We start from the raw sequence: 12897 nt of genomic DNA, 5'->3' as shown, positions 1-12897 counted from the left end.
TCATGCTGGCCCGAAGGGAAATAAACAAGGGAGTACCTACTGGCACTCCCTTGTTTATGCGTATTCAAAATCATTATTGCATTAGTATCGAAACGAACACAATATCCAAGAAATTCTCTGTGTTTACAACACCATTGGTTGCTAACATGCGACCTCCTTTTGATATAGTTAGCGCATTTTGATTTGCATATATAATTTCTTTGTATCCAAATTCATCCCTTAGTGTCTTGTAATACGGGTCGTTCTGTTCATTGAGGGTTTCAGCCCCTCTATCGACAATATGAACAGCTACTTGCTTTGCCTTAGCTAATCTGCACGTTTCCCATAAAATCAACTCTGAATATGACGATTCAGGGTTTTGCACTATCTGAAATCTATTCAAACCATATTCAAGCATATATGGAAGATAGTATTCGATCATTTCTTTGCTCCAATAAGAGCCAACATTCCAGCAGAGTACAACATCAAATTCAAATGTAGAAGTAATCCTACTTCTAAAAGAATCTTCCGCAATATCTCCCTCTATAAATATTACGCTATCTTCTGCAATACCTCTATTCAAAAGTAATTGCTTTGCTTTTGCAATACAATCACGATTTTTATCAATCGCAATTACTTTGTGTCCGTTTTCGACTAATGCCAGTGTACTGTATCCAGTACCACATCCAACTTCGACAACGGTTTGGAATTTATTTATTCTCTGTGCCATCCAAGAGTAATAACCCTTTTCATAAAAGAATTGAGCGCTTATATCCCATTGATTTGCATAATTTTTTGTATTGTTCATTTTTGTTCCCCTATCCATCTTGAGGTTTTTTATTTTAGTCTACACCTGAACTCTATCTCCGTCAATCCTCGGGCCAGCATATCCCGAAGTGGTAAAAAAAGAGCAGAGCGGCAAGCCCCGCAACGGAAGCCTGCCGCCCTCGTCTTACTTTACCACCAGCTCGGAGAGCTCCCGCAGCACCTTTGACACCTCGCCCCACAGCTTTTCATAGTCCCGCTTCAATCCGTCGATTTCCTCCGGGTACACGCCATAGGTGTGTGCGTGTACGGCGACCTGATTGAGATTGTTGGAACAGCGCCGTTGCAGAGAGATCAGTTCTTTTACGGGCGCAAGGTCGATGTGCAGGATATACCCGTTCAGAGCCATTTTCCGTACATAAGCCCCGGCGTTGGAAATGCCCGCCTCGGCCATCCGCTTATGGATGGCTGCCAGCTCGTCCGGTGTTACCATGACGTGCAGATGGACATTCCGCTTGCGGTTCTCCATCAGCGTTCCAGCTCCCGGCCTTTCCGGCGCTCTTTGGGCTCCTTTACCTTGTCCAGCGGCTTTGCGTCCAGCTCCGGGGGCGTGGGTGGGATGGGCGTGTTGTTGGGTACGCCGTCGATCATGTTGCAGTTCTGCTCCGTGGAGAGCTCGGCGGTTTTCAGATAGTTGTCTTTTTCGTGCATGGCGTTCCTCCTTTATCGTTCCTCATGGTTTTTATGGCTCCGCTTCTGGCCGGGCTCCTTCGGGGGTTTCTGCCCTCTGGTTCCTTCTTTAAGCCGGGAGGTAATGGATGGGCGCACCAGGTCAGGATTGCCCGGTGCTGGTTTCAGTTCATAATCCTCCATCTGCTTTTCGGTCAGCGGCTTTGCGTAGGTCAGTTCGCCCCATGCCATCAGACTGCCGTCTGCCACAGGACGCCGCCTGTCATCGTCGTAGTTGACGATGGAAAGAGGCTGGTTATCCGGCAGCTTCGGGTAAGTTCCTATGTCCACGGGCCGCTGGGTGGAATAATAGCGGTAAACGCCCTCCGGTCCCAGCTCGGTATGCTTGACCGCCGCATGGTAAAGCTGCTGATAGTCGTCCACCCGGCGGTCAAAGTCCCTCTGCACCCACGCCTGACTGGTTCCATAGCGGCCCCAGTAGTAATCCCGATGGCCGTTTTCCCCCTCGGTAAACTGCCAGGTCACAAAGGGGCTCGGCGCTCCCGGATTATGCCCCAGCGCAAAGCCGTGTCCGGTTTCAAAGGTGGCAGCTTTCAAAATCACATATCCTTGTACTGTCTCCAAGAGATCCCTCCTTTCTGTGCCTCGGGTCAACATGACCCGAAGTGCTGGATGTTACGAAATAAGAGGGCAGACCGGGGAGAAATGTAATAAGATATTCCCACCCCGGAAACACCCTCAAAAAAGCCCGGAATGTCAAGCCTTTGGAGGCGGCAAATCGTAACAGCCGCCCGGCCTTTTCTCCCGCATTTTCCTCATGCGTTCCCGGCTTTTCCGGCGGTTCCCTTCGGCCTTGCAGGCGTCGGAACAGTAGGCTTGACGCCCCTCGGGCAAAAACGCCTTTCCGCAGGCCGCACAGGCCCGCAGCTCCGGGGAAATGCCTTCCGTTGTCAGCGCCGCTTGAAGCTCCGGGTTAAGGGGCAGGACAGACTCACGAAAATAACGGCAGTACGCCCCTGTCCAGCACTTGTGCAGCATATAGCAGGCACAGTCAAGAGGAAGGCACAGGCCGCTTTCCCGGTCATAGTTGGCGCACATCCCCGTGACCAGAGTGCGGATTTTCTTCTTCTCGTCACGGGTCAGCTCCCGGGCGTCCATTTAAGACTTCGGGCCACGATGGCCCGAAGGGCGGGGCTCCACGATCAGCGCCCGGAACTTCTTCCGGCACTGTTTTTTCTTTCCTTTGCACTCCTTGTAGTAACGGCATCCCTTACAAGGGTCGTCATTGTCCCAGCCGGGGTGCGGTACTTCCTTCATCATTCGTTCAAAAGGGCTGCTTGTAAAATTCATTCTCATTCCTCCGTATCTTCCTCCCACGGCGGGGTATCTTCGTCCTCGGGTTCCTCTGCGATCTCCTCCAGCTCCCCGTCCTCATATTCGCAGTAATCATCTTCCAAATCCGGGGCTTCATGCTTCGGCTTGTAAATCTTGAAATAGTAACCAATTCCACCGCCGGCCAGCACCACCGCACCGATCAGGAGCAGAGAGAGAAGGGGGCTGTCCTTTTTCTCCGGCTCGGGTTCCGGTACTTCCTCCACCGGTTCGGTGGGCTTTGGCTCTGGCTCCGGGGTCACTTCTTTGGGCGGTTCCTTACCCTGTTCGGCAAGAGGCAGAAGGTCGTCTGTGGTAACGGTATTGAGGAAATAGACGTTCTCGCTGGTTTTCTGTTTGTCGATCACCAGATAAAACACGCTCTCGTCTGCGGTCGTGATGGTGTAGAACTCCTTTCCATCCTCGTCGGTGGCGTTGTCCACCACGGTTCCCGTCCCGTCCGTGGTAAAGGGGTTCTGGGTTTCCGGCTCTGCTTCGGTTTCTGCCGGGGAGGGAGCTGTCTCCGGCTGCGGCTCGCTGCTCTGTGCATAAGCCGGGACTGTAAAGATCAGGCAACACAAAAGGCTGGCAGCCATCGCCGCCAGCCTGCGGTATTTAATTTTCTTCATGGGCTGTGTCCTCCTTTTCGGGCGCCTCCGGCTTCGGGTCAGTATGGCCCGAAGCTGTAAGGCTGTTTTTGGGGTCGTTCAGAAAGGCCATCAGCTCGGCGGGGGTCAGTTTGAGAGAACGCACCGCCTGTACGATCTGGCTGTTTTCTTCCTCCTGTTTCTGCTTTTCCAGCTCCCGGATTTTGGCCTGCCATTCGGCAGCCTTCTCCCGGGCTTTTTCCAGTTCCTTATCGAGCTTGTCGATCTTGTTCATGCAAGGACTCCTTTCCTCTGGCTCACAAACGCCCGAAGGCATAGAAATGTGTCTGCCAGTAGCTTGAATTGATATTTGCGTATTGGATGGGCGAACCACAATGAAGCATCATCCCGTCGCCCACATAAATCCCCACATGGGACACAGGGCCGGGGCTGTCATAGGTTCCCGTGAAAAAGATAATGTCGCCGGGCTTTGCCTCGGAGGGGGAAATGATAGCACACTGGTTGTAAATGCCCTGCGCCGTGGTACGGGGCAGGTTGTGGACGCCGCTGGCCGTGTACACCCAGCAGACAAAGCCCGAACAGTCAAAGGAGGTGGACGGGCTGGAGCCGCCCCACACATAGGGCCAGCCGATGTACTTTGTGGCTTCTTCCATGAGCGCCGCAAAAGCCGGGTCATCCAGCGCCTCGCCGGGTATCTCATAGCTGGGGCCGGTATCTTCGCCGCCGTTGTAAATTCCTTCCCACAGATAGGGCTTGTTGCCTTTGAGCTGCTGCATAACGGTGTAGATTTCCCGCTGCTGTTCGTTAAGCCTCGGCAGGATCACGGCAGGCAGTGTCTTGTTTGTGAGGGTCACATTTAAGATGTAATACTCATAGGGGACTTCCTCGGTGGTGGTTTCCCCGGTCTCCGGGTCGGTGCTGGTTTCGGTGCGGTAGCGTATCTCGACTTCCTCCGTCAAGGTCAGCTCATACTGTGCCTCGAAGATTTCCCGCAGTTCGTCCTGCACCTGTTCCCGGAAATACACATGGTACTTTGCCGAGAGATAGGACGCCAGCTCATAGGGGTTATGGCCGATCTCGTCCACGGAATAGCGGTACTCGTCATAGCCGGGATGGGTGCTTTCAATGTTCGCTACCGTCTGCGCCAGCTCGTTTTCCAGCGCCGCGTAGTCCTCGTCCACCCCCAGCAGATCCGTATCCTCCGAGGCATAGGAGGTGCCGGATAACGCATTGGCAAGGCCGCTGCCAAGCGTGGGGAAGATGGAGCTTACCGCCGACACAAGAAAACAGAGCAGCAACAGCAGGAGCAGGACCAGCACCGCCACAGGATGACGGGTCACAAACTGCGCCGCCCGACGGGTCACATTCCCCGAAGCGGCAGCGGCTTTCTTTGCGGCCTTTGCGCTCTGCTTTGCCGCCGCCTTTGCCTCTTTGGAATACCGGCGTTTCAGTTTCCACTTCTGCTGCACACGGGAAAGCGGATTGCTGGCAAGCTCCGGGTGCTCGGCGGCCATCTTCTGGAAATCCACATTGGCCCGGGCTTTTATGTCCTTCCGTTCCCACTTTGCCACCTTCCGGGCCGGGTGCTCCCGGTATCTCCGTTTGGCATACCGGGTCAGTTTCCGGGCTCCGGCCTCGGCCACAAGTTCCGACTTATGGGCTCCTTCCACACCCACATTTTCCTGCTCAACTTCGTGGATTTTGTTGTGGAGATAAAACCATGCTTCGGTGCGGGCTCCCCGGACAGCTTTCTTCGCAAGCCCCGGCGGTTTCTTCGCTGCCCGTTTTGCCTCGGTCTTGTCCAGTTTCTCCCGAGCCTTTCCCAGCTTTTTCCCGGCGTGTTCCGCTTTTGCCTGTGCTTTCTGGTACTTGTCCTTTTTGCTCCCGGCCTTCTCGGCGGGGCCCTCCGGCTCCTGTGCCTTGCCGGTATCCTGCGGCCCGCCCGCTTCATCTTCCTGCCTCATGCGGTCAGAGAGACGGCTTTTCCGGCTGTCCTCTTGAAACTTGCCGCTTTTGGACTTCGGGCCATCGTGGCCCGAAGGGCTGTCCTGTCCGGCATCCTCGTCCTCAAACCGCAGGCGTCGGGACGGTGCGGGGGAAGGCCCTTCCCGTTCAGCCGGTCCGAGGCGATTGCCCCCGGTATCCTCCGTCGGCCCCGGCCTTTGAAAATTCCGTTTGTCCGGTTTCTTTCCGATGATGTATCCCTCCTTTCCAAACCTCGGGCCATCATGGCCCGAAGTGCGTTATGCCCGGTTCATTTCCTGTTTTTTGTCCTCCGGGCGGGTGGTCATAATGGCGTACAGCTCGGTATTCTGCGGGAAGCGGTCAACAAACGGGATGGTGGTGTTCCCGAAGAACAGCAGCCCTTCGCCGGAATTGGTATGGGTCACATAGGAAAGCTGGTGGGGGCTGATCCCAAGCTGTTTGGCTAAAATCTGCCGGTCCCCCTGTGCCTGCGAGAGCAGCACAAGGAAGTCCGAGTTTTCAAAGATATTCTCGATCTCCGGGCTTGCCAGAAAATCCTTCACGTTCTGCGTTAAAGCACTGGGAACGCACCCTTTTTTTCGCAGCATTTTCCAGATCGCCACACAGTAGCTTGCCGTCAGCCGGTCACGGAGCAGCACATGGAACTCGTCGAAGTAGCACCATGTAGCGATACCGCGCAGGAAATTCATAGACACCTGCGAGTTTACCAAGTCCTGCATAATGAGCATGGCAATCGTCCGAAGCCCGGCCCCCAGCTTTTTCAAGTCAAGGCATACCAGACGGCGGTTCAGGTCCACATTGGTTTCATGGTTGAACACGTTAAGGGAACCCGACACATAGATTTCAAGGGCAGTTGCCAGCCGTACCGCCTCGCCCTCCGGCTGGGAACAGAGCAGGTCATACAGGGTTTGGAGGGTCGGCATTTTGCTTGTTTCCGGGTCCTGCAAGTGTTCCCGGTACATCTGGCGTACACAGCGGTCAATGACGGTCCGCTCCACCGGCTGCAAGCCATCCTTGCCGCCAACGATCAGCTCCATCAGTGACAGGATAAAGTCGGCTTTCAGCGCCATCGGGTTTTCCTCGTCAAAGCTCAGGTCAATGTCCATCGGATTGATGTGGTGGGGGCTGTCCGGGGCGATCTCGATGACCTGACCGCCCAGCCGCTTGATAAGGGGCGAGTATTCGCCCATCGGGTCCACCACAATGATCCGGTCACGGGTGGCAAGGAACACGTTCACAAGCTCCCGCTTTGCGGCAAAGGATTTGCCGGAGCCCGGCACGCCGAGGAACAGGCCGTTGGGGTTTTTGAGCTTTTTCCGGTTTGCCATGATGACGTTATGGGAAAGTGCGTTGAGCCCGTAATAGACGGCTTCGCCATCCATGCGGAGCTCCTGCGTCATAAAGGGAACGAAAATGGCCGTGGAACTGGTCGTCATGCCGCGCTTGATCTCAATGCCGTTATGGCCCAGCGGAAGGCTGGAAAGAAAACCGTCCTCCTGCTGGAAGTCCAGCCGCTTCAAGGTGCAGTTGTATTTCTGGACGATACCGGACACCGTGAACAGGTCGTTGTCCAGCTCCCGGCGGGTCGGGGCCATGTTTACCACAAGGAAGGTCAGAAGGAACATTCTTTCATTCCGGCTCTGTAAATCTTCCAGAAGGGTCTTTGCGTCGTTGCTGTACGTTACAAGGTCGGGGGGAAGTATGTCCATGTCGTACCCGGATCGGGCTGCCTTCTTTTGTTCCTCCACCTTCATCTTGTCAATGTCGGAGACTTTGGCCTTGATAGATTTTACGGCGGCGGCCTGATCGACGGTTTGGATATGGAGAGTGATGGTCATTTCCGCATCCATTTCCAAAAGCTCCGCCAGCAGCTTGTCCGAGAGCTCCGAGGCCAAAATCTGCAAGTAGGAGGCAGCGCCCCAAGTCGTCCCCACCCGGAACAGACGGCTGAAACGGAAGTCGAAACTGTCCGGGGCGATAAAGTCTTTGGTGGAAAGTCCGGTTTTGGGGATCATATCCCATGAAAACCGGAAGGGGGAGCCGCTGCCGGGGTGAAGCTGCCCGTGAAGAAGCTCCAGCCGTTCCAGCCCCGAAAGGGAGCGGCACTTGACGCCCAGCTTTTTGAAGTTCCCGCAAATGTCCGCCTCTACACGTTCCAGCCTTGCCCTGGCGGTGGAAAGGTCGTCCACGTTCACGCCGAAGGTCAGGAGCTTTGTGCGAACAATGCCGTTGTTGCTTTTGGCGATCTGGTTTTCCAGCATTTCCACATACTCACACCGGACGCTGTTGTAATCGTCATCCTGCATGGGGATGTTCACGCTGTACCGGCTGCCCGGGTGGCTTCGGTGGTTGAGGAAGGAAAGCTGGAACGGAAGGCTGCTGTCAAAGTAGTTGAGGCAGGCGCTCCACCCATCAAAGATGGCTGCCTGATCTTCGGACTGTGCGAGCTGGTAGTTGATGTCCTCGTATTCAATGGTTTTGGTGTAATAGCGGTCCGCTACCCGGCACACCCCGTCCCGGTACATTTCCCGGTAAGGGAGGGTCTGCTGGGCGGTGGTGGGAATGTTCTTTCCTTTTGTGAACAGGCCGGTAAGGCCCTGCTTTTCAGGCTTTCTGCCTGCGGGCTTTCCGGCCCTTCTGCTGTTTCGCAATCGGCTGCGCCTCCTTTCTGGCGCTAAGCAGCGCATAGAAGTTTTCGGTTTTGTAAGGCCGCACACGGGGATAGAGGAACCGGGTGCGGATGATATTTTTCAGCACTTTTTCCAACGGCAGGCCGTCCCGCTCATACATAGCCAGAAAGAAGAACGGGAGCATGAGGCCGATCATCAGGAACATGGCGGCACTGTTCCCGATACTGCCACGGGAAAACAGGTAAGCCGGGAGGCCCACCGCCGCCGCGCTGGAAAAACAAACAAGCTGGCGCTTCGTTAGGTTGAAGGCCAGCTTTGTCTTGATTTTGGAAAGGTCTTTTGGTACTGGCACATAGGCCATTTTGGTACACCTCCTTTATTGCTTCGGGCCAGCATGGCCCGAGGTTATCTTGCGGCCTCTTTGGCCGGGGCTGTGCTGCGGGCAGCTTCGGCGGCCTCTCGTCCGCTCTGCCTTGCCCGCCAGTATTCGGGGTGATACTGCCGGATGGACTGATTGAGTTTTTCTTCAAACTGTCCTTTGTCCTTAATGCGGTCAGGGATTTTCCACAGCTTTTTGTCCAGCAGCTCCCGGAGCACTACGCTTTCCTGTGCGTCCTCCTCATAGCAAATATAGCCCTTGTCCTTGAAGCCGCACTTTTTCGCTGCTGGGGAGAGGACGGCGGCTACCTCATTTGCCACCATCGTTCCGCCGTGGCTGGCGGTAGATACCAGAAACACCCCCGGACAGAGGGTTTCACAGCTCTGCACCTCGCCCCACGGGGAGCTTTTCGGCGCATGGAACATTCCGCCCGTCCGGCTCCGGTCCGCCTGCATGAGCGCCGCCTTTTCCAAGATGGCGCGAAGTTCCGGGGAAAAATAGGCATATTCCCGAAGGACACGGGCGGCGTCCCCGCCGCAGGCGTTCATCAACAGGGTATAGGCATCGCTGTCCGCTTTGGTACAGCGGCCCAGCAGTTTTCCGTCGTAATAGCAGGCCGCGTCATAGCCCGTCCGTTTGCGTGGCATGGTTCCCGCCTCCTTTCTGCTTCGGGCCAACATGGCCCGAAATCAACGCTCCGCACCACGGCTGGTCTTTTCCTTTGGGGACCGTTCTGTCTTTGCCTGCTCAGCAGCCGCTTTCCCGGCTTTGAGCTGGTCGCTGATGGACGCACGCCCCACAGAGCCGCGCTCCGCCATCTGTTCCAGCTTTGCCTCATAGGCTTGCAGAACAGCGGTGTTGAGCTGTTCTCGGAACTCCTTTGTGACAGGGTAGGCCATATCCCGGTAGCCGCCTTTGCCGTCCGGCTGGCTGGGCATCCCAAGAAAGAGGCCCTTGCTGCCCTGTACGATTTTCAGATTTTCCACCACAAAGCAGTCATTGAATTTCACGCTGGCAAAGCCCATCAGATTTTTCACAGGTTCGATGACCCGCACGCTTACATCCAGCTTCAACGGTGCGGCCGGGGTGGTGTTTGCAACCTTTTCCTGCATGGTTTCCTCCTTTCCGGCGGGAACAAGGTTCCCGTCCTTGTAGTCATAGCCTTCCGCCCGGAGTGCCGCCAGCGTGTCCGCCGATACGCACCCGGACAGTTTCAGATCGGTTTCCACCATAAAGCGCATGGTGTCTGCTTTAGAAAATTCTTCGGGGAGCTTTCCGTAGAAAGCCGGGTGCGGCTGTCCGTCCGCACCCTGTTTGTAACGCCGAGGCATACCGCCTCCTTTCCGCTTCGGGTCAGCATGGCCCGAAGTCTCTTAATGGCAGCCGAAGATGGATTTTGCAAGACTGCCTGTTTTGAATAAGGTAAAACACAGCAGCACCGTATATCCCACACAGCCCCAGATTGCCCCGATGGGGTCGCCGTCGGTGGCGATACTCTGGATCAGCACCGCATAGATGGCGACACAGACTAAAATCAATAGGCCTTGAAAGCCTACTGCAAAGAGGGAGCGGAAATAGTTCTGCCCCATGTGTCCGGTTTCCCTGTTGGGGACTGTGGCAAACGGGATAGGCGCTAAACTTGTGAGTAAATAAATTTCAATCATACGGCCATATACGATGACGAAGATCACGATGTTTAAGGCAATCATGGTAAGCTGGATCAGGAAGGATTGTAGCCAGAGTCCGAACAGAGGACCTAACTCCATCGCCTCAAGCTCTGTCCGCAAACTGTCCAGCACATCCGGCGTGATCTCTGTCCCGTTCTGGATAATGCCCGCTGACTGCTGTATCACATGCTGGCTCACATCAAAGACCGCCAGCACGATATTGAAGGTGTTCGTCAGGATCATCACAGCCACAAAGGTTTTGAACACCCACTTAAAAAACATCCATGTGTCAACTTCATGGAGGTTGTTGCGTTCTATGAGCATCTGTATCAGCTCATAAGTCATTACAAAAGTGAGGATGACCCCGGCGATTGGCAGGATGGCAGTTTCAGAGATCTGTCGTATCATGGAAAAGACCCCGGCGTTCCAGTCCGCCGGGGTCGTGCCTACCTGTGTGGCGATCTCGCCAACGCTCTGATTGACGTTATCGAAAAGGCCATCCAGATTTCCCATGATACCATCGACGAGCAGACCTTTCAGCCATTCAACGATTGCGTCGATGATAAAGTCCATACATCAGCTCCTTTTCTGGAAAAGGGACAACGGGTGACACTTAGCTGAACAGGCCGGACAGCAGAGGGATAAGCTGAAGACCGATCAGAACGACACCGCCGCCAGCCATGAGCTGTTTTATCCCCAATTAGGTGTAAAACTCTGCTCGATGGCGGGCGGCGGCGTACAAAAAATCTATATGGTGTTTTTTAGAGAACCGTCCCGGCGGGACAGGTCAGGCAGTGACCTGTTCCACCTCCGGGATGGGTTTGAGATTAAAATGAATTTCGATAGAAATGTGTCTTGTTTTATCTTCGTCAATGCGTTCATGCACGACGATTTCTTTGATTAAGCGGTTAAGGGTGGCTGCGTCCAGCTCTGTGATGTTGGCATATTCCTGAATGGCTTCCACCCATTGTTTTGCGTCATTGGCAAGCTGGACTTCATCAGACAGCCGCTTTCTGCCCTCGGACACTTTTGCTTTAAGCTCCGTCTGCTCGGTCTGTGTCTTTTCCAGCATGGTGTTGAAATTCTGCTCACTGATACGCCCTGCAATCATATCCTCATAAAGCCGCATGACCATTTTGTCCAGAACCTCAATCCGTTCCTCGTCCCTTGTAAGGGAGCGTTCCATTGCTTCCCGCTGTTCCCGCTGCTCTGCTTCACAGGTATTGGTCAGGCGGTCGGCAACCGCTTCCCCGTCCATCAGGGCAGCTCTGGCACATTCCCGGATTTTCCGCAGCACATGGCTGTAAAGGGTGTCATAGTCAATCCGGTGCTGGGTGCAGTGGTTCTTTCCAAAGGCGTTGTAGGTCTTGCAGGAATAAATCCGCTGGGGATGTTTTGCGTTTGTGTAGCGTACCGTCAGCGACTTCCCACACTCGCCGCATTTTAACAATCCGGCAAACAGGCTGATTTCATCGGTCTGCCCCGGACGCTGGCGGGATTTCAGCTTGTTCTGCACAATGTCAAAGCTCATGCGGTCAATCAGCGGTTCATGCTGTCCCTCCACCACAATCCAGTCCTCCGGCTTCTTTTCCCCAATTGTGCCGATTTTGAAACGGTAGTCTTTTTTCTGGGAAGCAATCGCACCGGTGTAGACGGGATTCATCAAAAGGTCTTTGATAACGGAGAAGTCCCACATATACCGCCCGTTTTCCGGGTCTTTCTTTTCCCATTTGGTTCGGGTGTTGCGAAGCCCCCGTTCCCGGTTCCACCATGTGGGGCAGGGGATTTTTTCTTCCTCCAGCCGTCTGCGGATATAGTTCGGACCATGACCGTTCAGGGCATATCCGAAAATCAGCCGCACAATCGGGGCGGTTTCCTCGTCAATGAGCAGATGGTTTTTGTCCTCCGGGTCTTTCCGATACCCAAACGGGGCAAGACACCCGGTAAACTGTCCTTTCTGCGCTTTCAGAAGATAAGAGGAATGGACTTTCTTGGAAATATCCTTGCTGTACATCTCATTCAGGATATTCTTGAACGGGGCGATATCGTTGTTATCCCGCAGGGTGTCGATACCGTCATTCATGGCAATATAGCGGACACCGTTTCTTGGGAAAAAGTCCTCAATCAAATGCCCGGTTTGCAGATAGTTACGCCCCAGTCGGCTGAGGTCTTTCGTGATGACAAGGTTGATTTGCCTGCGCTCAATAGCTCTCAACATCCTCTGTAAATCAGGACGCTCCATATTAAGACCTGTGAAGCCATCGTCCTGATAGACTGCCACAACCTCCCATCCCTGCTTTTCGCAGTATTTTTCCAGCATATCCCGCTGGTTGGCGATACTGGCACTTTCGCCTTGCAGGTCATCGTCCTTTGACAGCCTGCAATAGACCGCCGCACGATAGCCCCCGGCAAGTGCCGAACCGATTGTTCTGTATTCCATTTCGTTCATCATAGCCATTTACCCACACAATCCAGACGGTATCTGGCTCTTTTGAACCTCATCTTCATTATAGCCTATATCTTTCTTTTTAGCAAGATATTCTTTTGTATTTATTTTACCGTATTTCTGGGAAATCAGGCTGACGAACACATCGGTTGCGTCCAGTTCCCCGTCAAATACAGTGGTCACATGAATCTCTGTTTTGTTTTTTGCCATAGGCAGTTATCCTCCATACATGAAAATAGCCAGACAGAGGGTGTCGGCAACGAAGTCCGGCAACGGGCTTCAAAAGACCTTGCAAACAATCTCAATCTGGCGATGGTTACTATTTATACTTTTCTTTTATTTTTCTGTTGTTTTGGTTGTTATAAGGGAGAAAAGC

General features: G+C 54.0%; 17 protein-coding genes and 1 pseudogene. 1 reads left to right on the top strand and 17 read right to left on the bottom strand.

The window, feature by feature from the left end:
* Positions 1-73: 73 nt before the first annotated feature.
* The 17 genes and pseudogenes from PGZ10_RS00085 to PGZ10_RS00005 form a co-directional block, all read right to left on the bottom strand.
* On the bottom strand, positions 74-787 hold the full coding sequence (locus PGZ10_RS00085) for a methyltransferase domain-containing protein (protein ID WP_175301782.1): 714 nt from the start codon (positions 785-787) through the stop codon (positions 74-76).
* Positions 788-931: 144 nt separating this feature from the next.
* Positions 932-1273 carry a plasmid mobilization protein gene (locus PGZ10_RS00080; RefSeq protein ID WP_270540412.1) on the bottom strand — a complete coding sequence of 114 codons (342 nt, stop codon included), beginning with the start codon at positions 1271-1273 and terminating at the stop codon, positions 932-934.
* Complete coding sequence (locus PGZ10_RS00075) at positions 1273-1455, bottom strand: DUF4316 domain-containing protein (RefSeq protein WP_003500078.1); 183 nt, start codon at positions 1453-1455, stop codon at positions 1273-1275. Before PGZ10_RS00075 ends, PGZ10_RS00080 begins: the two co-directional genes overlap by 1 nt.
* A 12-nt stretch (positions 1456-1467) precedes the next feature.
* Positions 1468-2058 carry a hypothetical protein gene (locus PGZ10_RS00070; RefSeq protein ID WP_270540411.1) on the bottom strand — a complete coding sequence of 197 codons (591 nt, stop codon included), beginning with the start codon at positions 2056-2058 and terminating at the stop codon, positions 1468-1470.
* Between the two features lie 132 nt (positions 2059-2190).
* Complete coding sequence (locus tag PGZ10_RS00065; RefSeq protein ID WP_270540410.1) at positions 2191-2592, bottom strand: cysteine-rich VLP protein; 402 nt, start codon at positions 2590-2592, stop codon at positions 2191-2193.
* Entirely contained in the window at positions 2593-2784 is a 192-nt protein-coding gene (locus PGZ10_RS00060) for a hypothetical protein (protein ID WP_003500082.1), read from the bottom strand.
* 2 nt (positions 2785-2786) lie between these two features.
* Positions 2787-3434: a DUF4366 domain-containing protein gene (locus PGZ10_RS00055; protein WP_270540409.1), complete on the bottom strand. Its 648-nt coding sequence runs from the start codon at positions 3432-3434 to the stop codon at positions 2787-2789.
* Positions 3421-3687, bottom strand: coding sequence for a DUF4315 family protein (locus tag PGZ10_RS00050; protein WP_118595621.1), 267 nt, complete (start codon positions 3685-3687; stop codon positions 3421-3423). The genes PGZ10_RS00055 and PGZ10_RS00050 overlap by 14 nt, the downstream gene beginning before the upstream one ends.
* Before the next feature lie 22 nt (positions 3688-3709).
* Complete coding sequence (locus PGZ10_RS00045) at positions 3710-5377, bottom strand: C40 family peptidase (protein ID WP_270540408.1); 1668 nt, start codon at positions 5375-5377, stop codon at positions 3710-3712.
* Between the two features lie 279 nt (positions 5378-5656).
* A complete protein-coding gene (locus tag PGZ10_RS00040; protein WP_442872538.1) occupies positions 5657-8086 on the bottom strand; it encodes a VirB4-like conjugal transfer ATPase, CD1110 family in 2430 nt (809 codons plus the stop codon).
* Positions 8004-8390, bottom strand: coding sequence for a PrgI family protein (locus tag PGZ10_RS00035; RefSeq protein ID WP_003500106.1), 387 nt, complete (start codon positions 8388-8390; stop codon positions 8004-8006). The genes PGZ10_RS00040 and PGZ10_RS00035 overlap by 83 nt, the downstream gene beginning before the upstream one ends.
* 44 nt (positions 8391-8434) lie before the next feature.
* On the bottom strand, positions 8435-9088 hold the full coding sequence (locus PGZ10_RS00030) for a DUF7007 domain-containing protein (RefSeq protein WP_270540407.1): 654 nt from the start codon (positions 9086-9088) through the stop codon (positions 8435-8437).
* A 9-nt stretch (positions 9089-9097) separates the two neighbouring features.
* Positions 9098-9739 (bottom strand): septation protein SpoVG family protein, encoded by a 642-nt coding sequence (locus PGZ10_RS00025; RefSeq protein WP_270540406.1) that lies wholly within the window; start codon positions 9737-9739, stop codon positions 9098-9100.
* A 42-nt stretch (positions 9740-9781) separates the two neighbouring features.
* The gene (locus PGZ10_RS00020) at positions 9782-10648 is read right to left on the bottom strand and encodes a VirB6/TrbL-like conjugal transfer protein, CD1112 family (RefSeq protein WP_005927637.1); all 867 of its coding nucleotides are present in this window, start codon (positions 10646-10648) and stop codon (positions 9782-9784) included.
* Positions 10649-10688: 40 nt separating this feature from the next.
* Positions 10689-10772 (bottom strand): annotated as a pseudogene (locus tag PGZ10_RS00015) (Maff2 family mobile element protein); the annotation flags it as partial.
* A 90-nt stretch (positions 10773-10862) separates the two neighbouring features.
* Entirely contained in the window at positions 10863-12533 is a 1671-nt protein-coding gene (locus PGZ10_RS00010; protein WP_055262334.1) for a recombinase family protein, read from the bottom strand.
* Entirely contained in the window at positions 12534-12731 is a 198-nt protein-coding gene (locus tag PGZ10_RS00005) for a hypothetical protein (RefSeq protein WP_003533377.1), read from the bottom strand.
* Between PGZ10_RS00005 and PGZ10_RS16580 the strand changes: the two genes are divergently transcribed.
* Positions 12705-12897: tweety protein (locus tag PGZ10_RS16580; protein ID WP_330674194.1), on the top strand; the 193-nt coding region annotated here is incomplete at its 3' end. The two genes, PGZ10_RS00005 and PGZ10_RS16580, sit on opposite strands and share 27 nt — an antisense overlap.

It is taken from the genome of Coprococcus sp. AF102-57, assembly GCF_027686195.1.
Lineage (GTDB): Bacteria > Bacillota > Clostridia > Lachnospirales > Lachnospiraceae > Allocoprococcus > Allocoprococcus comes.
The sequence above is the reverse complement of the archived record's forward strand: the minus strand, read 5'-3'. Positions and strand labels throughout refer to the sequence as shown.

What these genes read in the sequence shown, in the direction of transcription:
- PGZ10_RS00085 (WP_175301782.1), bottom strand. Translation starts at nt 787, where the DNA reads ATGAACAATACAAAAAATTATGCAAATCAATGGGATATAAGCGCTCAA.
- PGZ10_RS00080 (WP_270540412.1), bottom strand. Translation starts at nt 1,273, where the DNA reads ATGGAGAACCGCAAGCGGAATGTCCATCTGCACGTCATGGTAACACCG.
- PGZ10_RS00075 (WP_003500078.1), bottom strand. Translation starts at nt 1,455, where the DNA reads ATGCACGAAAAAGACAACTATCTGAAAACCGCCGAGCTCTCCACGGAG.
- PGZ10_RS00065 (WP_270540410.1), bottom strand. Translation starts at nt 2,592, where the DNA reads ATGGACGCCCGGGAGCTGACCCGTGACGAGAAGAAGAAAATCCGCACT.
- PGZ10_RS00060 (WP_003500082.1), bottom strand. Translation starts at nt 2,784, where the DNA reads ATGAATTTTACAAGCAGCCCTTTTGAACGAATGATGAAGGAAGTACCG.
- PGZ10_RS00055 (WP_270540409.1), bottom strand. Translation starts at nt 3,434, where the DNA reads ATGAAGAAAATTAAATACCGCAGGCTGGCGGCGATGGCTGCCAGCCTT.
- PGZ10_RS00050 (WP_118595621.1), bottom strand. Translation starts at nt 3,687, where the DNA reads ATGAACAAGATCGACAAGCTCGATAAGGAACTGGAAAAAGCCCGGGAG.
- PGZ10_RS00045 (WP_270540408.1), bottom strand. Translation starts at nt 5,377, where the DNA reads ATGAGGCAGGAAGATGAAGCGGGCGGGCCGCAGGATACCGGCAAGGCA.
- PGZ10_RS00040 (WP_442872538.1), bottom strand. Translation starts at nt 8,086, where the DNA reads ATGCGCTGCTTAGCGCCAGAAAGGAGGCGCAGCCGATTGCGAAACAGC.
- PGZ10_RS00035 (WP_003500106.1), bottom strand. Translation starts at nt 8,390, where the DNA reads ATGGCCTATGTGCCAGTACCAAAAGACCTTTCCAAAATCAAGACAAAG.
- PGZ10_RS00030 (WP_270540407.1), bottom strand. Translation starts at nt 9,088, where the DNA reads ATGTTGGCCCGAAGCAGAAAGGAGGCGGGAACCATGCCACGCAAACGG.
- PGZ10_RS00025 (WP_270540406.1), bottom strand. Translation starts at nt 9,739, where the DNA reads ATGCCTCGGCGTTACAAACAGGGTGCGGACGGACAGCCGCACCCGGCT.
- PGZ10_RS00020 (WP_005927637.1), bottom strand. Translation starts at nt 10,648, where the DNA reads ATGGACTTTATCATCGACGCAATCGTTGAATGGCTGAAAGGTCTGCTC.
- PGZ10_RS00010 (WP_055262334.1), bottom strand. Translation starts at nt 12,533, where the DNA reads ATGGCTATGATGAACGAAATGGAATACAGAACAATCGGTTCGGCACTT.
- PGZ10_RS00005 (WP_003533377.1), bottom strand. Translation starts at nt 12,731, where the DNA reads ATGGCAAAAAACAAAACAGAGATTCATGTGACCACTGTATTTGACGGG.